The organism is Marinobacter sp. ES-1, from assembly GCF_000475255.1.
GTDB classification, from domain to species: Bacteria; Pseudomonadota; Gammaproteobacteria; order Pseudomonadales; family Oleiphilaceae; genus Marinobacter; species Marinobacter vinifirmus.
The window spans coordinates 58,201-79,273 of the sequence record NZ_AXBV01000030.1 but is presented as its reverse complement, the minus strand read 5'-3'; the positions used below and the strand labels follow the sequence as shown (position 1 = coordinate 79,273).

General features: G+C 57.6%; 23 protein-coding genes. 12 read left to right on the top strand and 11 right to left on the bottom strand.

Features of this window, described 5'->3' with window-relative positions:
- Position 1: 1 nt before the first annotated feature.
- A complete protein-coding gene (locus Q668_RS03535; RefSeq protein WP_022988225.1) occupies positions 2-1,243 on the bottom strand; it encodes a saccharopine dehydrogenase family protein in 1,242 nt (413 codons plus the stop codon).
- A gap of 164 nt (positions 1,244-1,407) precedes the next feature.
- Between Q668_RS03535 and Q668_RS03530 the strand changes: the two genes are divergently transcribed.
- Together Q668_RS03530 and Q668_RS03525 are read left to right on the top strand one after the other, a co-directional pair.
- A complete protein-coding gene (locus Q668_RS03530) occupies positions 1,408-1,737 on the top strand; it encodes a hypothetical protein (RefSeq protein WP_022988224.1) in 330 nt (109 codons plus the stop codon).
- Between the two features lie 12 nt (positions 1,738-1,749).
- The gene (locus tag Q668_RS03525; protein ID WP_022988223.1) at positions 1,750-2,205 is read left to right on the top strand and encodes a hypothetical protein; all 456 of its coding nucleotides are present in this window, start codon (positions 1,750-1,752) and stop codon (positions 2,203-2,205) included.
- A 30-nt stretch (positions 2,206-2,235) separates the two neighbouring features.
- Here the strand turns inward: Q668_RS03525 and Q668_RS03520 are convergent, their stop codons facing one another.
- Both Q668_RS03520 and Q668_RS03515 read right to left on the bottom strand, forming a co-directional pair.
- Positions 2,236-3,177: an electron transfer flavoprotein subunit alpha/FixB family protein gene (locus Q668_RS03520; RefSeq protein WP_022988222.1), complete on the bottom strand. Its 942-nt coding sequence runs from the start codon at positions 3,175-3,177 to the stop codon at positions 2,236-2,238.
- Complete coding sequence (locus tag Q668_RS03515) at positions 3,178-3,927, bottom strand: electron transfer flavoprotein subunit beta/FixA family protein (protein ID WP_022988221.1); 750 nt, start codon at positions 3,925-3,927, stop codon at positions 3,178-3,180.
- A gap of 233 nt (positions 3,928-4,160) precedes the next feature.
- On the opposite strand from Q668_RS03515, the gene Q668_RS03510 reads away from it, so the two are divergent.
- Positions 4,161-5,813, top strand: coding sequence for an electron transfer flavoprotein-ubiquinone oxidoreductase (locus tag Q668_RS03510; protein ID WP_022988220.1), 1,653 nt, complete (start codon positions 4,161-4,163; stop codon positions 5,811-5,813).
- 143 nt (positions 5,814-5,956) lie between these two features.
- On the opposite strand, the gene Q668_RS03505 is transcribed toward Q668_RS03510, so the two are convergent.
- The 7 genes from Q668_RS03505 to Q668_RS03475 form a co-directional block, all read right to left on the bottom strand.
- On the bottom strand, positions 5,957-6,418 hold the full coding sequence (locus Q668_RS03505) for an FKBP-type peptidyl-prolyl cis-trans isomerase (protein ID WP_022988219.1): 462 nt from the start codon (positions 6,416-6,418) through the stop codon (positions 5,957-5,959).
- 201 nt (positions 6,419-6,619) lie between these two features.
- Complete coding sequence (locus Q668_RS03500; protein ID WP_022988218.1) at positions 6,620-7,186, bottom strand: DUF1285 domain-containing protein; 567 nt, start codon at positions 7,184-7,186, stop codon at positions 6,620-6,622.
- A gap of 15 nt (positions 7,187-7,201) precedes the next feature.
- On the bottom strand, positions 7,202-8,098 hold the full coding sequence (locus Q668_RS03495) for a radical SAM protein (RefSeq protein WP_022988217.1): 897 nt from the start codon (positions 8,096-8,098) through the stop codon (positions 7,202-7,204).
- Between the two features lie 40 nt (positions 8,099-8,138).
- Positions 8,139-8,588 (bottom strand): phosphohistidine phosphatase SixA, encoded by a 450-nt coding sequence (gene sixA / locus Q668_RS03490; RefSeq protein WP_022988216.1) that lies wholly within the window; start codon positions 8,586-8,588, stop codon positions 8,139-8,141.
- 25 nt (positions 8,589-8,613) lie between these two features.
- Positions 8,614-9,675, bottom strand: coding sequence for an NAD(P)H-dependent glycerol-3-phosphate dehydrogenase (locus Q668_RS03485; protein WP_022988215.1), 1,062 nt, complete (start codon positions 9,673-9,675; stop codon positions 8,614-8,616).
- 51 nt (positions 9,676-9,726) lie between these two features.
- On the bottom strand, positions 9,727-10,218 hold the full coding sequence (locus Q668_RS03480; RefSeq protein ID WP_022988214.1) for an STAS domain-containing protein: 492 nt from the start codon (positions 10,216-10,218) through the stop codon (positions 9,727-9,729).
- A gap of 14 nt (positions 10,219-10,232) precedes the next feature.
- On the bottom strand, positions 10,233-11,441 hold the full coding sequence (locus tag Q668_RS03475; protein WP_022988213.1) for a PP2C family protein-serine/threonine phosphatase: 1,209 nt from the start codon (positions 11,439-11,441) through the stop codon (positions 10,233-10,235).
- Between the two features lie 114 nt (positions 11,442-11,555).
- Here Q668_RS03475 and Q668_RS03470 point away from each other — a divergent pair, with 114 nt between their 5' ends.
- Entirely contained in the window at positions 11,556-13,040 is a 1,485-nt protein-coding gene (locus Q668_RS03470; RefSeq protein WP_022988212.1) for an HD domain-containing protein, read from the top strand.
- On the opposite strand, the gene Q668_RS03465 is transcribed toward Q668_RS03470, so the two are convergent.
- Positions 13,041-14,051, bottom strand: a complete 1,011-nt coding sequence (locus Q668_RS03465; RefSeq protein WP_036219087.1) for an NAD(P)/FAD-dependent oxidoreductase — start codon at positions 14,049-14,051, stop codon at positions 13,041-13,043.
- Positions 14,052-14,059: 8 nt separating this feature from the next.
- Here Q668_RS03465 and Q668_RS03460 point away from each other — a divergent pair, with 8 nt between their 5' ends.
- From Q668_RS03460 to Q668_RS03425, 8 genes are read left to right on the top strand one after another with little or no spacing between them, the layout of a single operon-like run.
- Entirely contained in the window at positions 14,060-15,022 is a 963-nt protein-coding gene (locus Q668_RS03460; RefSeq protein WP_022988210.1) for an acyl-CoA desaturase, read from the top strand.
- Positions 15,019-15,489, top strand: a complete 471-nt coding sequence (locus tag Q668_RS03455) for a nuclear transport factor 2 family protein (RefSeq protein WP_022988209.1) — start codon at positions 15,019-15,021, stop codon at positions 15,487-15,489. Before Q668_RS03460 ends, Q668_RS03455 begins: the two co-directional genes overlap by 4 nt.
- Positions 15,486-16,274, top strand: a complete 789-nt coding sequence (locus Q668_RS03450) for an SDR family NAD(P)-dependent oxidoreductase (protein ID WP_022988208.1) — start codon at positions 15,486-15,488, stop codon at positions 16,272-16,274. Before Q668_RS03455 ends, Q668_RS03450 begins: the two co-directional genes overlap by 4 nt.
- Positions 16,275-16,316: 42 nt before the next feature.
- Positions 16,317-17,582, top strand: a complete 1,266-nt coding sequence (locus Q668_RS03445) for an NAD(P)/FAD-dependent oxidoreductase (RefSeq protein ID WP_022988207.1) — start codon at positions 16,317-16,319, stop codon at positions 17,580-17,582.
- Positions 17,583-17,584: 2 nt separating this feature from the next.
- Positions 17,585-18,481: a DUF1365 domain-containing protein gene (locus Q668_RS03440; RefSeq protein WP_022988206.1), complete on the top strand. Its 897-nt coding sequence runs from the start codon at positions 17,585-17,587 to the stop codon at positions 18,479-18,481.
- Positions 18,469-19,743, top strand: coding sequence for an SAM-dependent methyltransferase (locus Q668_RS03435; protein WP_022988205.1), 1,275 nt, complete (start codon positions 18,469-18,471; stop codon positions 19,741-19,743). The genes Q668_RS03440 and Q668_RS03435 overlap by 13 nt, the downstream gene beginning before the upstream one ends.
- Positions 19,740-20,264 (top strand): DUF2878 domain-containing protein, encoded by a 525-nt coding sequence (locus tag Q668_RS03430; RefSeq protein ID WP_022988204.1) that lies wholly within the window; start codon positions 19,740-19,742, stop codon positions 20,262-20,264. Before Q668_RS03435 ends, Q668_RS03430 begins: the two co-directional genes overlap by 4 nt.
- A complete protein-coding gene (locus tag Q668_RS03425) occupies positions 20,261-20,998 on the top strand; it encodes a hypothetical protein (protein ID WP_022988203.1) in 738 nt (245 codons plus the stop codon). The genes Q668_RS03430 and Q668_RS03425 overlap by 4 nt, the downstream gene beginning before the upstream one ends.
- The last annotated feature ends 75 nt before the right edge of the window (positions 20,999-21,073 follow it).

Below are 21,073 nucleotides of genomic sequence, written 5' to 3'. Positions count from 1 at the left end.
CTCAGCGGGTTTCGAGCAGCTCGAAAGTCAGCCCCGCCTTGGCAGTCAGGCGCTCGAGCAACTTGCCGTTAAGCGCAGAGGCCGGAGTCCAGAAACCACCAGGCACTTCGTCTTTCACATCAAAGGCCAGGCACATACCGGATTCACCCAGCATCTTGCCGGTGGAGCCGTAGCCCGGATCCCGGTCGCCCGTCACCTTGGTGATCAGGGTCTTGCCATCTTCTGTACGTCCGACAAAGCGGATGTCGTAGAAGCCTTTTTCCTGTGATTCCGGGCTTGGCCCCTCACCCGGCTTGGGCACCAGTTTTTCCACCACCCAACGAGTTGGCTTGATGGCCGAAGCGGTAAAGAAGGCACCCAGGGCGGCCACAATGCCATAGGCCGTCAGGCGCCCCTTGGTGCCCTTGCCGGTCATGATGGCTTCGTCGTAGGTGAATTCCTTGCCGTAGCGGGCTTGTTGCAGGGCGTTGGAGCGATGAACCACCCGGGTATTGATGGCACCCATCACGAACGGGGCCAGCCAGGCATTGAAGGTTTTATCGAATTCCGCTGTTTTGAGGCTCGGCTGGCGCGTGCTGGAACGGTGGTCCGGCGGGCAGATGGAGAACGGGTTGGCCAGCTCTTTCCGGAGCTTCGGATCTGCCCCGGCCTCTTTCGCCACGTTGATCATGGAGGCCACAGTACCGCCGGACAGCCCGCCCTTGGCCACTTTTACCCGCATACGCACATCGCGACAGGGCTGGCCGAAGGTCTCTTCGGACTTCTGCTGCAGGAACCAGACGCCCATATCGGAAGGAATCGAGTCAAAACCGCAACAATGAACAATCCGGGCTCCGGTCTGCCTGGCCTGGTCTTCATAACGCTCTATCATCCGGCGAATCCACTGAACTTCGCCGGTCAGGTCGCAGTAATCGGTGCCGGTGGATACGCAGGCCTTCACCAGCGGCTCGCCATACAGCGCATAGGGGCCAACGGTAGAAATAATCACCCGGGTCTGTCGGCACATGGCGGCAAGGGCGTCGTCGTCAGAGGCATCTGCCAGAATAACCGGCAATGCAGAGGCGTTATCCCCCAGCTCAGCCTTCAGGCTGGCCAGTTTGCTCTCGGAACGGCCGGCAATGGCCCAACGGACTTCACCACCGGTGCCGTAAGTCTCCATCAGATACCGGGAAAGAATCTGGCCCACAAAGCTGGTGGCGCCAAATACGACCAGATCAAACTCTGCCTGTGTGGTGTTGGTCATTATTTATCCTTATTCAAACGGGTGTTGGGTTACGATGGTAACAGGTTTGAACACAGGTTCTACTTTCCTGTTTACGCTGTCCGGGGCGTCCTCCCGGCCAATCGTTTGTCATGCAGACTGGGGCACACTCTGTACATGCACACAAGACACCCGGGAGGTGCCCTTTGAACACGTTGCTTGCACTCACCAGCCTGATTCTTCTGGTGTTCAGCGCCCTGCTGCTCTGGCAATTCCTCGAGCAGAAGAAGATGATCGCCCAGATGCTGGAGAACGAAGGTATCCCAGAGACCAGCCAGGATCCGGAATTGATACTGACCCTTCGGGTGCTGGACCCGATTTCCCTGGCCAAGCGGGAATCCCGGACCGGCCGGCTGCTTGCCGATCGCTTACCGGTAATGACCCGGAAAATGGTCTATCAGGAAGTCATGAAAGAACTCGAAGTGGAACTCGAAGAGCGTGATATCGATGTCGAAATGCACATTGAATACCGCTGAGGAGCCTCGGCCATGATCGCCCAGATTCTTGTTGCCCTGAGCCTTGCCGCCACCGCCGGCTGCCTGTTTGCCGGTTTTCGTGTATCCGGCGATAACCGCCGTGATCTGAGGATTCTTAACACCCACCGCATCAGTGCCCGCAGTGCCGTCCAGAAAAGCCGTATGGAGCTGCTGGAAGTCCGTAACCGTGCGAAATTGCTGGAGGATACGGTCTCTGGCGGCGCCATGGCGGTCGAGAAAGTGCACAAGGCCATCGCCAACACCACGTTTGGCCTGATCGACATGTTTTCCAGCGATGAAGAGTTTCGCAACAGTACCAGGAAGGTCCAGCAAACCCATCACGAAAAAACCGAGCAGGTGTACAAGGCGGTCCGTACCACCAACCGGGCCCTGCATATCCTCGCGGATACCCTGATTATCGGTAAAGCCGAAAAACGCATTGTTTCAAAAACAAAAAAGGCACCCTGAGGTGCCTTTTTTGCTAAAGAGATCTGAAAGTTACAGAACTTTCTTCAGCTCTTCTTCGAACTGCGGAACTGCTTCAAACAGATCTGCTACCAGGCCGTAATCAGCAACCTGGAAGATCGGCGCTTCTTCGTCCTTGTTGATCGCAACGATCACCTTGGAGTCAGACATACCTGCCAGGTGCTGGATGGCACCGGAGATACCCACCGCAACGTAAAGCTGCGGAGCAACGATCTTACCGGTCTGACCAACCTGCATGTCGTTCGGTACGAAGCCGGCGTCAACTGCGGCACGGGATGCACCAACAGCGGCACCCATCAGATCAGCAACCTGCTCCAGCATCTTGAAATTGTCGCCGTTCTGCATGCCACGACCACCGGAGATTACGATACCGGCAGAAGCCAGGTCCGGACGGTCAGACTTGGCCAGCTCTTCGCCTACGAAAGAAGACAGGCCGGCGTCTTTTACAACGTCCAGCTGTTCTACAGAAGCAGAACCGCCTTCAGCGGCAACCGGGTCGAACGCGGTCGGACGTACAGTGATAACCTTGATGCTGTCGCTGGCCTTTACGGTCGCGATGGCGTTACCGGCGTAGATCGGGCGAACGAAGGTGTCGTCAGACTCAACGCGGATAATGTCGGATACCTGGGCAACGTCCAGCAGCGCAGCAACGCGCGGCATGAAGTCTTTACCGGTGGTACCGGCAGAAGTCAGGATGTGGCTGTAGCCCTTACCCACTTCAGCAACCAGGTCACCCAGGTTCTCACCCAGGAAATGACCGTACGCGGCGTTGTCTGCAACCAGTACCTTGTTCACGCTTTCTGCCTTGGCAGCGGCTTCAGCGACGGCGCCTACGTTCTCACCGGCAACCAGCACGTCGATGTCGCCACCGATGGCCTTGGCAGCCGCTACAACGTTCAGAGTAGCCTGCTTCAGGCTGCTGTTGTCGTGTTCAGCAATTACCAGGATGCTCATTTAGATCACCTTCGCTTCGTTCTTCAGTTTATCCACCAGCTCAGCTACGTCTGCCACCTTGATACCAGCCTGGCGTGCAGCCGGGGCTTCGACCTTCAGGGTGGTCAGGCGCGGGGCGATTTCGACACCCAGATCGGCGGGGCTCATGGCGTCCAGCGGCTTCTTCTTGGCCTTCATGATGTTCGGCAGAGAAGCGTAACGCGGCTCGTTCAGACGCAGGTCAGTGGTAACAACCGCCGGCAGGTTCAGGGCAACTGTCATCAGACCGCCGTCTACTTCGCGTGTTACGTTAACCTTTTCACCGTCAACAACCACTTCGGAAGCGAAAGTGCCCTGGCCCATGCCAGTCAGAGCGGCCAGCATCTGGCCAGTCTGGTTGTTGTCGGAATCGATGGACTGTTTGCCCAGAATAACCAGCTTGGGCTCTTCTTTCTCGACAACCGCCTTCAGCAGCTTGGCCGCTTCCAGGGACTGTACTTCTTCGTCAGTCTCGATGTGGATACCACGGTCAGCACCCAGCGCCAGTGCAGTACGAATCTGCTCCTGGGAAGCCTTCGGGCCAATGGATACAACCACGATTTCACTGGCAACGCCCTTTTCCTTCAGACGAACCGCTTCTTCAACTGCGATTTCGCAGAACGGGTTCATTGCCATCTTGACGTTGGCGAGATCAACGCCGGTGTTGTCCGGCTTGACACGCACCTTCACGTTGTAGTCGATAACTCGTTTTACAGCGACCAGAACCTTCATAGATTCCTCGTTCTTCTACGATGGGTTTAATGAGTCTTCACAGTCAAAGGACCGGGTTGACCCGACCTGACAATGAGACGATACTAAAAATCGACTCAAAACACACGATATTTCGGTGTATACGTACAATGCCAAAGGTAAGGGCAGATTTCAAACAAACGTTTGTTTGATTCTTGAAATGCGCTATCCTTCGGGTTAATAACATTCATTAAAAGCTGTTTGAGGAGACCAACGTGGAACGCGAATCGATGGAATTTGATGTTCTGATCGTCGGCGGCGGCCCTGCTGGCCTGTCTGCAGCCTGCCGCGTCATGCAACTGGCGCAGGAAGCTGGCGAAGAACTGACTGTCTGTGTAGTAGAAAAGGGTTCTGAAATCGGGGCGCACATCCTCGCAGGTACCGTATTCGAGCCTACTGCCCTGAATGAACTCTTCCCGGACTGGAAAGAAAAAGGCGCTCCCCTGAATACGCCGGTTACCCGGGACGACATTTTCCTGCTCAAGAACCAGGAAAAAGCTACCAAGGTTCCCAATGCCTTTGTGCCCAAGAACATGCACAACCACGGCAACTACATTATCAGTCTGGGCAACCTGTGCCGCTGGCTGGCCGAACAGGCCGAGCAGCTGGGCGTAGAGGTTTACCCGGGCTTTGCCGCCTCTGAGACCATCATTGAAGATGGCCAGGTTAAAGGTATCATCACCGGCGACATGGGCGTGGCCCGTGACGGCTCCCAGAAAGATGGCTACATGCCGGGTATGGAGCTGCGCGCCAAGTACACCCTGTTCACCGAAGGCTGCCGCGGCCATCTGGGCAAGCGCCTGATCAGCGATTTCAAGCTGGATGAAGGCAAAGACCCTCAGCACTACGGCATCGGCATCAAAGAACTGTGGGACATTGACCCGGCCAAACACGAGCCGGGCCTGGTGGTTCATACCACTGGCTGGCCGCTGAATGAGTCTGGCTCTACCGGCGGTTCTTTCTTGTATCACCTGGAAAACGGCCAGGTTTATGTTGGCCTGATCACCGATCTGTCCTACAGCAACCCGCACCTGAGCCCGTTTGAGGAATTCCAGCGTCTGAAGCACCACCCTGAGGTGAAGAAGTACCTGGAAGGCGGCAAGCGTGTTGCTTACGGCGCCCGCGCCATCGCCAAGGGCGGCTACAATGCTCTGCCGAAAATGAGCTTCCCGGGCGGCTTGCTGCTGGGTTGCGATGCCGGCACCCTGAACAGTTCCAAAATCAAGGGCTCCCACACTGCCATGAAATCTGGCCTGCTGGGCGCCGAAGCGGTGTTCGAAGCTCTGAAAGAAGGTAAGTCTGGCGAAGAGATCACCAGCTTCCAGAAGCGCTTTGAAGACAGCTGGTTGTACAAAGAGCTGTACGCCGAGCGTAACTTCGGCCCGGCCATGCACAAGTTCGGTAACATCGTAGGTGGCGCCATTGCCTTCTTCGAGCAGAACATTCTGCGTGGCAGCCTGCCGATCACGTTCCGCGATACTACCCCGGACTACGCCACCATGAAGCCGGCATCCGAGTGCAAGAAGGTCACCTATCCGAAGCCCGATAACAAGCTGACTTTCGACCGCCTGTCCTCGGTGTTTATCTCCAACACCAACCACGAGGAAGACCAGCCGGTTCACCTGAAGCTGACCGATCCGGACATTCCTCTGAAGGAGAACCTGCCCAAGTTCGACGAGCCCGCCCAGCGCTACTGCCCGGCCGGCGTGTACGAAGTGGTTGAAGCGGAAGATGGCAGCGGCAAGAAGTTCCAGATCAACGCCCAGAACTGTGTTCACTGCAAGACCTGTGACATCAAGGACCCTGCCCAGAACATCACCTGGGTAACGCCGGAAGGCGGTGGTGGTCCCAACTACCCGAATATGTAAGCGGGTGTACTGACCAGAAAATGCCGGAGCTCGTCTCCGGCTTTTTTGTGTCTTTTTTCGTGTTTTTTCGTGGATTTCGTGGCAAAAAACCAAAAAAAACGGCCCCCGCAGGAGCCGTTCTTTGATCAACCTTTCGGAAGAGATCAGTGCACGTGGCCGTGCTCTTGCTCTTCGTCGGTTGCTTCGCGAGCTTCTACCACTTCTACGTCGAAGTGCAGAGTCTGGCCAGCCAGCGGGTGGTTGGCGTCGATGGTGACGGTCTCGTCACTGACTTCAACAACGCGAACAACCTGGGGGCCGCCCGGAGTCTGGGCCTGGAACTGCATGCCCGGCTCGATGGTGTCGACGCCTTCGAAGGCAGAACGCGGAACCGGCTGGATCAGTTCTTCGTTAACTTCGCCGTAGCCTTCAGCAGGAGCTACAGAGACTTTAACCTGGTCACCAGCGGCCTTTTCGTTCAGTGCGTTTTCCAGTCCACCGATAATGTTCTGTGCACCTTCCAGGTAAGACAGCGGCTCACGGCCTTCTACGCGGGAGGAATCGAGTTGCTCTCCCTGGTCGTTAGTGAGCGTGTAATGGATGGTGACAACACGAGGTTGGGCCATGTGATCTCCTTGCGTGTCGCAATGACTGTGTATTTAAGATGTAGGTAATCGAAAGTAATCTTGAACAGCCATACTGCACAGAGGGACTAACGACCACCGGGCCTCGTTAGAGAGCCAGGCTCGATAACAAGTAAGAAAAGACAGTTTAACAAGTGACAGACTGCGTTTTCTACCTCATTCATTGGGGTGGTCAGGGGCTTTTCAACCGCCCTGCCCGATTTTCCAGAATTTTCCATGGCTAAAAACTCCCAGCACGGTTTCGCCGTTTACCGTTTGCTCTTCAACAAACTCTGCCAACTGGTAAAAGGCATTGGTCACCAACCGTGCTTCCACGCCGTGCCTGACGGCGACAACTGGCCGGGGCTCGTCGCTGTCGGGATAGGCCCCCACCTCAAGCGGATGGTCCGGGCCGATTTCCAGGGTTTCGCCCATATTGGTGGTCACCGAAATCACCTGGCTATCACCCTCTCCCGTGGCCTCTGCCGAGTGGGCCAGCAGCGGCGTGTCTTCTACCGCAATCCGCCACTTCTCAACCGGGGTGACCAGGTAGTAGGCGCCGTCCTGCTCTTTTCTCAAAATCGTGGAAAACAGTCGCACGATCGCTTCCCGGCCGATGGGTTTGCCCTCGAACAGCCAGGAGCCGTCCCGGGTGATCAGCAGGTCCATATCCCCCAGCAGCCCCGGGTTCCATTGGTCTAGCGGTGGCAAGGCCTTGCCACCGGCATTCTGTTCAACAGCTGAGGCCAGTTCATCAGGCTTTCGGGTCATAGTGATCTACTCCGTTTACAGTCCGCGCATCCACTCGGGGCGCAGCGCCGCCGCACCGGGATTGCTGATGGCCAGGTTGACCTGCTCCAGCATTCGCTGCTTGTCCCGGCCCAGGGTGCCCTTGAGCACCAGGTAGTTGGAGGCATGGTCACTGCGGAAAATGGTTTTCTCCAGTTCCAGGTGCTCGAGGAACAGGCGGATTTCCTCAAATAAACCTTGCTGGCTCAGGGGTACGAAATCATCACCAAAACCCTCCCGGAAACGCTCTTCGCCCTGGGGAAAGCTGACAATCAGTGTCGACAGGTAATCCGGCTGGGTTTCGTTGCACAGGGTGGCGGTGTTGATGGCATGCTGGCGCGACAGGGTTTCACCACCCAGGCCGTTAAGCACCATCACAGAGCTGGTCAGGCCTGCCTCGCGAATCTTGGTCAGGGCGGAACGGGTGGATTCCCAGCTCTCACCTTTATTGATGCGTTTCAATACTTCGTCGTCGCCGGATTCCATGCCCACGTACAGGATGCCAAGCCCGGCTTCGCGCAACTGCACCAGGTCTTCAACAGATTTCTTCGCCAGGTTCCGTGGCAGGCAGTAGCTTGAAACACGCTGGATGCCCGGAAAGGCGGCTTTCAGGTCGCTCAGGACTTCCAGCAACCGGCGGGTTGGCAGCACCATGGCATCGCCATCGGCCAGAAACACCCGGCGGACGTCACCGAAGGCCTCGGCAGCCTTTGCGATATCGGCCCGAATGTCCTCAGGCTTCCTGGCCCGGAATTTCTTCTGGGGCTGGGTGTACATTTCGCAAAAAGTACACTGGTTCCAGGAGCAGCCGTTGGTCACCGGCAGGATCAGGGACTTTGCCTCGCTCGGCGGGCGGAACACGGGTTCGATATACTCGATCGGAAAGCTGTACATGGCGTCTCGAAACTTGAGAAATGGAATGACAGGGTAAAGATCAGGGCAGAAACTGCTCTTTCAAGTCAGCGCAGCCCGGGCCCACCACCGGCATATCCAGCACCACGGCCTGGGCGGTCATAAAGGGAATGCCCTTGCGATGGCCGTCCACCAGCAAGGTAGACAGGCTGCCCACCAGGGGCATGTGGGACACCAGCATCAAACGGGAAATATCGGTTTCCAGTAAAGCGTCAAGGCAAAGCCCAGGATCATCGTCCGGGGTAATGAACGGCTTTTCGTCTACCGGGCAATTCAGCACTTCAGAGACAATCGCTGCGGTTTGCCGGGCCCTGGTGTAGGGGCTGCACCAGATCCGGTCCGGGCGCCAGGAGGATTTGCCGATTGCCGCGGCCACGGCTGCAGCCCCGTGCCGACCCACATCGGTGAGCTCCCGTTCCTGGTCCAGGCTGTGCCAGCCGGCTTCGCCATGGCGCATGATGATCAGTTGCATAAGCGCTCCTCGTTCGCAGAAGCCTTTACTGGGTGATAGTCCGGGGCAGAATAAATTCTACGTCAGAGTTCTGTACCGCCATCATCAGGCTGCTGATGACCGCGTTGATCGAAGCACCGTTGTACAGAATCTCGTAAAGCCCCCGCACCAGCGGCATGTAAATGCCGATGGATTCCGATTTCTCCCGCACCAGTTTCAGGGTGTAGATGCCCTCGGCTACCTGGCCCAGCTCTTTCACCGCTTCGTCCAGTTGCTTGCCCTTGCCCACCGCATAACCAATCCGGTAGTTCCGGCTTTTGTTCGATGTACAGGTGGCAATCAGGTCGCCAACACCCGCCAGCCCCATAAAGGTCATCGGGTTGGCCCCAAGGCTTACGGCAAAGCGGCTCATTTCCGCCAGCCCTCGGGTAATCAGCATGGCCCGGGCGTTTTCACCCATCTCCAGCGCCGAGGCCAGGCCGGCCACAATGGCGTAAATGTTCTTGAGGGCGCCGGCCAGCTCTACGCCATACACGTCTACGTTGGCGTATACCCGGAAATACTCGCACCCCAGCAGATCCTGCACCGTGCGGCGAACTTCCGGATCCTTGGCGGCAATGACCGTGGCGGTCAGCTCACGATTGACGATCTCGGCCGCCAGGTTCGGGCCGCTGAGCACACCGGAGCGACAGCGTGGAAGCTCCTCCATCAGGATTTCGCTCATCAGCTTGAAGCCGTGTTCTTCAATACCCTTGGTCAGGCTGACTACAATCTGCCCTTCCCAGAATGCGTCGGCATTCTCGCGGATCACAGAGCGGAACGCCTTGGAAGGGATAGCGACCAATACCACTTCGGCCCTGGCAACTGCTTCGGCCAGGTCTGTGGTGGGCTGCACGTCGCCTTCAATGGTGACATCCGGCATGTAGCGCTTGTTCACACGGGTACGGCGAACTTCCTCCGCCTGGGCTTCATCGCGCATCCAGAAATGGACGGTGTGGCCGTTTTCGCCAAGAACCTTGGCCATGGCGGTACCAAAGCTACCGCCACCCAGCACTGCAACGTCGTAAGACTTCGCCCCGTCTTTCGGGGGAGTGGTGTTTTCAGGCATATCATTTCCGTTTTATTGCGTACGGGCAGCGCACCCGTGGCGTGCTGAAACCTAGCCGGTTTCTTCACACTCGAGGGCACGCACCAGATTCTTGAATTCTTCCCTGTTCTTGCTGTTCATACCCATCAGGATTTTATGGGCGTCCAGAACCTTGTCTCTCACCTGCTGCTCGCTGGCCTTGAGTACGGGAATTTCTTCGAGTTCTTCTATCCGGGAAGCGGGCTCGCGCACAATGATAAAGATCTTGTCGAAACCCATTGAGGTAATAATGCGGGTAATATCGGGGTTGGTCGAGATCAGAGTCGGCAGGAAGCGGCTCTGCTTTCGGGCGGCCAGGGCAATCTTGGCCAGCAGCCCGAGGGTGGTGCTGTCGATAATTTCGGTCTCTGTCAGATCGATAATTACCGTTTTGAACTGCGGGTTACCCGTGATGGTCTCAACCAGATTGTCCAGCGTCGAACACAGGTTCAGCCGGATTTCCCCAATAAACTTCAGGACGTAAATTCCCTGCTTTTCTGCTTGCAGGATCTTATAACCAGCCATTTTTCACACTGCCACTACGTCGACGACGTGTTATCTGGCCCGTCAAGGGCATCAGTTACCGAAACTATCGCGATATCGTCGGGCAACTCGGAAATGGTATCCAATCCCAGAGCCTCACTCAGCGATGCGATAGTGTGACTACCTCCAGACACGAGTTCAAGTAGTGTTCGTTCCTTTTCATCCAGCGATTTCGGAGCAATTACCTCCAGAATGCCGTCTGAAAACATCAACAACCTGAACGGCCGGTCCAGATGAACCTGATACACCTCCCACTCGGGATCTTCGAATAACCCCACCGGCAGGCCATTACCTTCCAGAAACCGGGTTTCGCCGTCTTCAAACGACAAGATCGGCATCGGAAAATGTGCACCCACCGCATAACTCAGTATACGTTCAGATATGGAAATTATCCCCACAAACACGGTTACGTGTTTACCCAGGCCGGTATCGAGCAGTTCCGAGTTGATCCGCTCGAGAAAGCGCTCCGGGTGAAGGATGTCGTCGCTGGACTGCCGTTTGAGGTTGCGCTGCAAACGATTGGTCAGGTTTTTCAGCAAGACAGTGACAAAGGCAGAGCTGGCGCCGTGGCCGGAAACATCGGCGATGTATACCAGCACCTTGTCTTCGGAGATGCGGAAATAATCGAGGAAATCGCCGCTCAGGTAGAGCGAGGGTTTGATCTTGTGGTCGACCTGCAGCCCGGAAATCTGCAAATCGTGGTCCGGAAGCATTCGCAGCTGGACTTTGCGCCCGGCGTTCTGGTCTGCCCTCAGCTCCGCAATACCGCTACGCAGCTCCCGGTTGGTTTCTTCCAGCTCCTGTCGGTACAACTGGTTCAATCGGTTAACCCGCACCCGGTCGAACAGTTTGCCGATCACATCATCCAGTGCGCCTTTGTCGTCGTTGCAGGGCTTGAGCACCACATCGGCGGCACCGGCCCGCAGCGCCTGGATAACATCGGTACTGGAGTTACTGGCCGTGCAGGTAACCACCGGAATAAAGCTTTCCGAGTCCGCCAGCCGGGTGGTGAGATCACGGATGGCGTCGGCGGGCAGGTCTGCAAAGATGACGTCCGGGAGTTTATCTTCGAACAAGCCGCGGGCGGACTGGATATCGGAATACCCGGTCACGTAGAAACCCCTCGCTTCAAGGTAGCGTGACAAATCGTTTCGAGCCTGTTCGTCGGCATCGATAATCAGTATGCGCTCGGTGCGCGGGTTCATGTTGATTGCCTTAAACTACCAGCGATAAAAGAGAAATTCGGATCATATCGCCTATTCTGGCATGCCCCTGTGATATAACAAGGTCGCTGTCATCATTTTGGGAGAATTGTAACCATGCGACGTGCCGTCAACGACCTGCTGGGAGCCTACGACAAGCTGATCATGGATCCGGTTCACGGGGGTATTCCCCTGTACCGCCATGAAATACAGGTTATTGACCACCCGCTGTTCCAGCGTTTACGCAACATCTGCCAGAACGACATTCTCAGCCTGGTGTTCCCCGGTGCCACTCACTCCCGGTTTCTGCACAGCATCGGTGTGATGCATGTGGGCACCCGGATGTTCCGCTCGATGATTGATGCCTACCTGCGGGAGCGGCAACTGAGCGAGCGCATGGACCTGAGCCTGAGCCAGCTTGATGCCATCGACTACCTTGCCAAGACCATCCGGCTGGGGTGCCTGCTGCACGACAGCGGCCATTCCAGCTTTTCCCACCAGTTTACCCAGGCCCGGCGCATCCGGGAGCTGATGTCCCGCCCCGGACGGTTTGCCGACCTCTGGCAGGGCGTGGATTACTCCCGCTACCACCAGGGCGAGCCGGACGAACTGGAGCATGAGCACTATTCGGTGCGGGTGGCGCACGAAGTGCTGACGTCTGTAGACCTGGAAAGCGCCGGCCTGGATGCGGTGGATGTGATCGGCATTATGGAGACCACAGACGTCACCCCCAGTGACACCTTCTGCCGCCACGCACGCACCTTCTGGGATTTCATCGCCGGCGACGATGCCGTTGCCGGGGCGATTCCGGAACGCGACGTACCCGGGCTGGTCCTGGGACTGTTGTCGTCCATTGTATCGGGCGAGATTGATGCCGACCGGGCCGATTATATGCTGCGTGACGGCTTCCACAGCTCCGTCACCATCGGTGGCTTTAACCTGGACCACCTGCTCAGCAACCTGCGATTTGGCTGGGACGTAACCGAGCCCTGGATGGGGCTGGCCATTACCCAGAAAGGCCTGGGCGCGCTGGAAGACTTTGTGTACAGCCGTTACCAGATGTACCGCAAGGTCTATGCCCACAAGACCGCCCTGGGCTTTGACTGGCTGCTGCGCGAGGCGATTAACGAAGTCCTGGAAGACCCGGAAAGTTTCGAGTGGATCGATACCTGCCTGAGCGATATGAACTACTTCGCCGAACTGACCGACAGTTTCTTCTGGGAGGCGTTCCGGAAAGTGGCAAGACGGCAGCCGAAGAGCTATTCCTTCAGCATTGTGAACCGGGTAAAGCTCAAGCACCTGGACACCCGGGAGAACATGGCCAAGGCAGAGATTACCCAACACGGCAACTGGCTGGCCGGAGAGCTGGGCCTGAACCCGGTGGATGTGGTCACCTGCTCCATGCGGGCCCGGTTTTCCAACATCCAGGACAATTTCAACGGCATCAAGGTACTGGTGAAGAACCCCGTCAGCCGGGAGCGGTCGCTGCGGAAGATCACCGATGTCAGCGCGTTCTTCTCCAAGTTTGGCGATGGCACCATCACCCACTTCTACCACCGGCCGGAAGTCACCACCCGGGCCCCTTCCGACCTGATGGAATAATCAGCCCAGGGCTTCAACCAGGCGAGTGGCGCTCTCCCAGGCGCCCTCTACCCGGCCGCCATTGAGCCAGTCTCCTGCCAGGCCTACGCCCAGCGCGGGCTCCAGCAGATAGCCGGGCTGTTCCTGCTGCACCGAGCGGGCGTAAAGCCACCTGTGCGCTACGGCATCGGTCGCAACGCCCTGATACCCGGTCAGTTGGTAAAAGGCAGCCAGCAGTTTCTCCGACACTTTTTCGGCGGGCTCCTCTACATGGGCCTGCGTCCATTCCGGCGTGGCATGCAGCACCCACCACTGGCCCTGATCGTTGCGCTCCGGTTTAGAGGAGTTGTTAGCCACCCAGTAAAGCACGTCGGAATCCGGCCGCATGGCGTCGAAATCATAGCTGGGAGTTTCTTTAAAGTGCGCGGCCACTGCCCAGCAGGCCAGAATACTGTCTTCAGAATGGCCAAGGTTGCCAGCCAGTTCATTCAGCCCACTGGCCTCCAGCAGATCCCGGGCCTGGGCCGGAGGCGCTGTGATGATCACCTGGTCGTAGCTGCCGTGGTCATTGCCTTCGGTGCAGATCAAGCGCCATTGCTCCCCGACCCGCTCCAGTTTCGCAATCCGTACCTGCGCGGTTACCGGAACGTGTTCGGACAACGCCCGGGTAATGGCCGTCATTCTGGGTACGCCTACGTAGCGGGTTTCCTCGGGGAACGCCTGCCACTGTTTATCGTCGCCCTGAAAGCCGAAACGGCCCTGCCAGGGGGCAAAATTGTCGGCTCCGGCATACGCCTTCAAAAACGCCAGAAATTCCGGGTGACGGGCCGTGAAATACTGGGCTCCGATGTCCGCCGAGCTTCCCGAAACCCGTTTAGACGACATACGGCCACCGGGGCCACGACTTTTCTCGAAGACCCTGACATTATGGCCCTTTCGGCCAAGCAGAATTCCTGCGGTAAGGCCCGCAAGGCCTGAACCAATAATCGCGATACTTCGTATTGATGGGGTGTCTGACGTTACATTGAGCATGGTTATTTATGACCCGAGTGAATTACTGGCTGACAAATATTCTGAGATGGTTCGATTCCGAAGCGGGATCAGATCACCTGGATACCTCGTCCCGAACCTTTAACTGGGTACGGGTACTCCCGTTTATTGCACTGCACCTGGCTTGTCTCCTGGTATTGGTGACCGGCACAAGCACCTTCGCAATGGTGTTTGCCCTTGGATTTTTCCTGGTTCGGATGTTCGCGATTACCGGCTTCTATCACCGCTACTTTTCCCACAAATCCTTTAAAACCAGCCGGCCCGCGCAATTCGTGTTTGCCGTTCTGGGCGCCAGCGCCGCGCAGCGCGGCCCTCTGTGGTGGGCGGCGCACCACCGGCACCATCACCAGCATTCAGACCGCGAGGAAGACCTTCACTCCCCCCACCAGGGCGGATTCTGGTGGTCCCACGTGGGATGGTTTACCTGCGATGCCGGTTTTGCCATGAACGAGCGCCGGGTAAAGGACTGGCTCAAGTTCCCGGAACTGCGTTTTATCAATCGATTCGACTCCCTGGTGCCTGCTGCCTTTGCAGTCGGCATTTATCTGCTGGGCGAAGCCCTGGCTGCCTGGGCGCCCGGGCTGGGCACCAACGGCCTGCAACTACTGGTTTGGGGCTTCTTTATTTCCACCGTGGTGCTGTTTCACGCCACCGTCTCTATTAATTCCCTGTCCCACGTGTGGGGCAAGCGCCGCTTTGAAACCAGCGATGACAGCCGCAACAACTTCTGGCTGGCACTGATCACGCTGGGCGAAGGCTGGCACAACAACCACCATCGCTGGCCGACGGCGGTTCGCCAGGGCTTCCGCTGGTATGAAATCGACATTACCTGGTACGGCCTGTGGGTATTGTCGAAACTGGGCATTATCTGGGACCTGAATCCGATCCCCGACCATATCCGTAAGGAAACCCTCGAACTCGACCGCAACCGTACCGGGAGGGCAAGCCAATGAGCCAACACCTTTCCAGCGTAGACACCAGCACACCGGTTGCTGAACTACCGGAAGTGCTTGAGCGCTTCTGCACACTGTACAACCAGCTCGACAAAGGCAACCTGAGCCAGCTCAAGGACGTGTACAGCCAGGAAATCCACTTCCAGGATCCGTTCGGCCAGGTGTTCGGGTTGAACGAGCTTACCGAATACATGGCCGGGGCTTATGGCAACGTACTCCACTGTCAGTTCCGTTTCAGCTCGCCGGTTATCCAGCAGCAATGGTGCACCATCCCCTGGGTAATGGAGCTGCGCCACAAGCGCATCCGTAACGGCAAGACCGTGTTCGTAGACGGCATCAGTCACCTGGAAATCAGCAACGGCAAGGTGCGCTTCCATCGGGACTATTTCGATGCCGGGCAACTGCTTTATGAAAACCTGCCGGTGGTCGGTGGCGCCATCCGCTGGGTGAAGAGGCAGGCAGGATGAACAAACGACTGCAATCCGCATCGAACATCTGGCTTACCGGCGCCTCTTCCGGAATCGGCGAGGCCCTGGTGAATGAACTGGCAAAGCGCGGCCACAACCTGGTCATTACCGGCCGGCGGGCCGAGGCGCTGGACAAGCTGGCCAGCCAGCACCCGAACCGGATTACATCCGCCGTGGCAGACACCACCAGCCTGGACGATTTGTCTGCCATTCAGGGCGATCTCCAGCATTTTGGCGACCTGGACATGGCCATTCTGAACGCCGGCACCTGCGAGTACCTGGAAGTCGCCAACTACAACAGCCAGGTTATCGAGGCCAATATCACTACCAACGTGCTGGGCACCGCCCGCAGCCTGGACATCGTCCTGCCCGCATTGAGGACCACCCGGGCCAAGGGCAAGCCAGCAACCCTGGTGATTGTCAGCTCCTCGGCCTGGTGGTTTCCGTTTGGCCGGGCCGAAGGTTATGGCGCATCCAAGGCCGCCCTGACCTACTTTGCCCATGCCCTGCGGGCAGACCTGGCTGCCGAAGGCATTGATGTGGTGGTGGTCTCACCGGGCTTTGTAAAAACCCCGTTGACCGATCGGAACGACTTTCCCATGCCGTTTATGGTGACTGCGGATGATGCCGCACAAAGGATTGCCAACGGGCTGGCCAAAGGCCGCAACGAGATTGCCTTCCCGCGGCGGTTTACCTGGCTGCTGAAAGTGCTGGGCGCCTTGCCTCAGGGCGTGGTGGATCGCATGGCAGCATCCATGGCCCGCAAAGCCGACCAGAATTCCTGACCAAACCTATTTTGTGAACAAACCGCTTAAGGAAAACCATCAATGAATCAGGACCGTCAGCGCATTGCAGTTATTGGCGCCGGTGTTTCAGGACTGACCGCCGCCTGGCTGCTCAGTGAACACCACGACGTAGAATTGTTCGAAGCCGCCGACTATGCCGGCGGCCACACCAACACCGAGCTGGTAAAGGCCGGGGGTCGTACCTGGCCGGTCAACACGGGCTTTATCGTCTTCAACGACTGGACCTACCCGAACTTCATCAAACTGATGGACCGGCTTGGCGTGGCCTCGGAAGTCAGTGATATGAGCTTCAGCGTGGACTGCCACACCAGCGGCCTGCAATACAACGGCACCAGCCTGAACACCCTGTTCGCCCAGCGAAAAAACGTCCTGAACCTGCATTTCCTGAAAATGATCCGGGAGATCCTGCGCTTCAACAAGGAAACCCGGGCAGACCTGGCCGCCGGTGACATTCCCGAAGGCGAAACCCTGGGCGAGTACCTGAACCGCAACCATTACAGCCGGTATTTCCGCAACAACTACATCGTGCCCATGGGGGCGGCTATCTGGTCCGCGCCGGAAATCGTGCTGGAGCAGTTCCCGATCCGGTTTTTCCTGCAGTTCTTCAACAACCACGGCATGTTGTCGGTAGATGACCGGCCCACCTGGCGGGTCATTTCCGGCGGTTCCGCCAGCTATGTCACCCGCATGATGCAGAGACTGGGCGACAAAACCCACCTGAACAGCCCTGTCTCCGCCATCCAGCGGGATGAAAACGGCGTAACGCTGGTTGTTAACGGGAAAAACCACCGCTTCGACCAGGTTATCCTGGCCTGCCACAGCAACCAGGCACTAGCCATGCTGAGCGACGCGAGTGACCAGGAGCGGGACATTCTGGGCGCCATCGGCTATCAGAAGAACGACGTGGTGCTGCACACCGATGCCAGCGTGCTGCCCTCCAACCGTCGTGCTTGGGCGGCCTGGAACTACATGATTCCCGAGCACAGCACCCATCCGGTATCTGTCACCTACAATATGAATATCCTGCAGAACTTCGACGACGCTCCGGAGACATTCTGCGTAACCCTGAACCGCAGCCGGGATATCGATCCAGCCAAGGTGATCAAGCGGTTCGAATACGACCACCCGGTGTTCACCCTGGAGGCTGTTGCCGCCCAACAGCGCTATGACGAAATCGGCAACCATAACCGCACGCATTTCTGCGGCGCGTACTGGTTTAACGGCTTTCACGAAGATGGCGTGCGCAGCGCCCTGCGGGTAACACAGGCCTTTGGTGTGGAGCTTTGAGCATGGCCAGCCAGTGGCTAGAAGGCACTATAAGACATCGCCGTAAGCTGCCGGTACAGCATGAGTTTCTGTACAACATTGGCATGCTGGCACTGGATCTTGAGGAGTGGTCTTCTGTCACTTCCATCAGCCGCTTTTTTTCACTGGAACGGTTCAACTGGCTGGGGCTTTGCCGGAAAGATTACCTGGACCCGCACATCCCGAACCTGCACCAGGCGGTCGTTCAACGGGTTCAGGAGGCCACCGGCTGGCAGCCGGACGGGCCGGTTCAGCTGATCACCCACCCGCGGTATCTGGGCTACGTGTTCAACCCGGTCAGCTTTTACCTGTGCTACGAAAAGGGCCAGGACCCGGCCCGGGGTGACGTGCCCCGGGTGATTCTGGCCCAGATTACCAATACTCCCTGGAAGGAACGCCACGTTTACTGCCTGGAATGCCGTAATCACGGGCCGGGGGATGCAAGCAACTGGCAAACCGAGCGTTTTTCCTTCAGCAAGCGTTTCCACGTGTCGCCGTTTAACGGCATGAACCAGCACTACCAGTGGCTGTTCAGCTTCCGGGGCCCGGAACTGCGCATCCACATGAACGTGGAACAGGAAGATCACAAACATTTTGATGCCACCCTGGTAGTCCAACGGCAGGTACTTGATCGTAAAACCCTGCATCGAAGCCTGCGACGTTTCCCCTTGGAAACTATCAAAGGCACCGCCGGTATTTACTGGAACGCCCTGAAACTGAAACTTAAGGGCGCCCCCTTCTACACCCACCCGGACAAACTGGAGCCACAGGCACCGGAGTTCCGCCGGGGAGTGGAAGATCAGGGGGTCGATGTCAGTGAACCGGCCATCAACGCGTCAAATGAACAACCTTCAGGAAGGGTAAGCTCATGGAGAACCTGAATACCTCCGTCACCAGCCAGCAATCCAGCGTTGCCAACACCGGCACCATCAGCCGGGTTGCCCGCAAACTGGTGTGCCATCAGTTGTCCATGCTCGGGCACGGCAAACTGGTGGTACGTGAACGCGGTTACGACGACCAGGTATTCGGCGACAATGACCAGCGTTACCCGACCGCAGAACTGGTCATCCATAACCACAGCACCTGGCGGGACCTGGTCACCGGTGGCAGCGTGGGGGCGGCGGAATCCTACGTGGCTGGCGACTGGAGCTCTCCGGACCTGACCGCCCTGTTGCGCTTCTTCACCCGCAACCTGGACACCATGAACGCTTTCGAGGACAAGTTCAGCTGGATCAGCAAACCGGCCCTCAAGGCCCTGCACTGGCTGAACCGCAATACCCCGGAAGGTTCCCGCAAGAACATCAGCGCCCACTACGACCTGGGCAACGACCTGTTCCAGCTGTTCCTGGACCCCACCATGATGTATTCCTCCGCCATTTATCCGAGCGAGGAGTCCACACTGGAACAGGCTGCGGTTCACAAACTGGATGTCATTTGTCGAAAGCTCGACCTGCAACCCGGCGACAAGGTGATGGAGATCGGTACCGGCTGGGGCGGCTTTGCCATCCATGCCGCCAAACATTACGGCTGCCACGTAACCACCACCACCATCTCGAAGGAACAGCTGGAGCTGGCCCGGGAGCGTGTAAAGGCCGAAGGGCTGGAAGATCGCATCACCCTGCTGTTTGATGATTACCGCGACCTCACCGGCCAGTTCGACAAGCTGGTGTCTATTGAAATGATTGAAGCGGTTGGTCCGCAGTTCCTCGACAGCTACCTGTCCCAGATCAGCAATTTGCTGAAGCCGGATGGCCTGGCCCTGGTGCAGGCGATCAATATGCCGGAACAGCGTTATGAGCGTGCCCTGAAGAACGTGGACTTTATCCAGCGTTATATCTTCCCGGGCAGCTTTATTCCTTCGTTTGGGGCGATCCTGCAGTCGATGGGCCGCGGATCAGACCTGGTACTCACCCATAACGAAGACTTCGGCTTCCATTATGCCCGCACGCTTCGGGATTGGTGCGAACGCTTCATGGCCAAGCGCAGCGAGCTGGATGCCCTGGGTTACGACACCGCCTTCCAGCGCCTGTGGCACTTCTATTTCGCCTACTGCGAAGCAGGCTTCAGTGAGCGTGCCATTGGTGTGGCCCATTTGCTGATGGCCAAGCCCGCCAACAAGCGCGCCAACATCATCAGCCTATGATCACCTCGGAAACGGTCCGGAATGTCCTGAACTTCGTACTGTTCCAGGCCGGCTGGTTCGCTTGTGTGCTGTACCCGGGGCTGCCGGTGACAGCCCTGGCATTGGGGCTTTTCATGGTCCATATGCTGCTGGTGAGCCAGAAGCGCTTTTCGGAACTGCAGTTTATCGGGGTAGGTGTTGTACTTGGCGGGCTGCTGGACACGCTCTGGTTCCGGCTTGGCATTCTCGGCATCCCGGGTATCGAAGAAATTGCCGTTGTGCCGCCCTGGCTGGTGGCTATTTGGGCCCTGTTCATGACCACCCTGTGTCACTCACTGGCGTGGATCGGCCAGCACCGATGGCTGCCGTTTGTGCTGGCACCGTTTGCCGGGGCACTGGCTTACTGGTCTGCCGCCAAGCTAGGCGCAGTCACACTGCCGGACACTGCCCTGTCAGTAGCGGCCATCGCGCTGGGCTGGCTGGTGATCTTCCCGCTGCTGCTGTTTATCCGGAAAAGTTTGTACACGGAGCTTGAGCCATGAAAATGACAACAGCGGTTGTTGGCGCCCTGCTCGGTTGCAGCCATGCCGGTGGCGCTGTCTTCGAGTTCCATGGCAGCGCCCGGAGCCTTGATGACGACAGGCCGATCTACCAGGAACACCATGCCGTCAGCGGCACTTGTGAATCCGGCGTATTCGTTCCGGAGCAACACCGGGTCGATTACCTGAGGGCAAGTGACGACACGGGCTTTGCCAGCAAGCAACTGACTTACCGGCAATCTGTCCAGCTGCCGGAGGTGGATTTTCACCAGCCGGAGTTCAACGAGCGCCTGGAGATCAGCTACCCCGAAGCCAACACCCTGGACATCACCTGGCAGAAGCCTTCCAGCGAAACCGCCATGGTCGAGCTGCGCTTTGGCAGCAAACTGGTGGTGGATGCCGGCTTTGACCAGTTCGTACGCGCCAACTGGGCCGCGGTAACCAGCGGTCAGTCTGTGGAATTCGATTTCCTGGCACCCACACGGGGCGATTACTACGGCTTTGTGCTGGAACCCGGCCCGAAAAACCGGGTAGATGCCGACATTGTGGTGCAAATCCGCCCCACCAGCCTGATGCTGAGAGTGCTGGTTGATCCGATTGTGCTCGGCTACAACCGCCAGGGCGCCCTGACCCACTACCTGGGGCTGACCAACATTCGCAAGAACGCAGATGCCAATCACACCGCTGCAATCAACTACCGGGTCATCCGATACCCTGAGTGTGAACTGACAGACTGACTGCGCCCCTTCAGCCACACGGCATACGCCATCCCTTATGGTAAACTTCCGGGCAAACTGATCCGGAGATTCCAC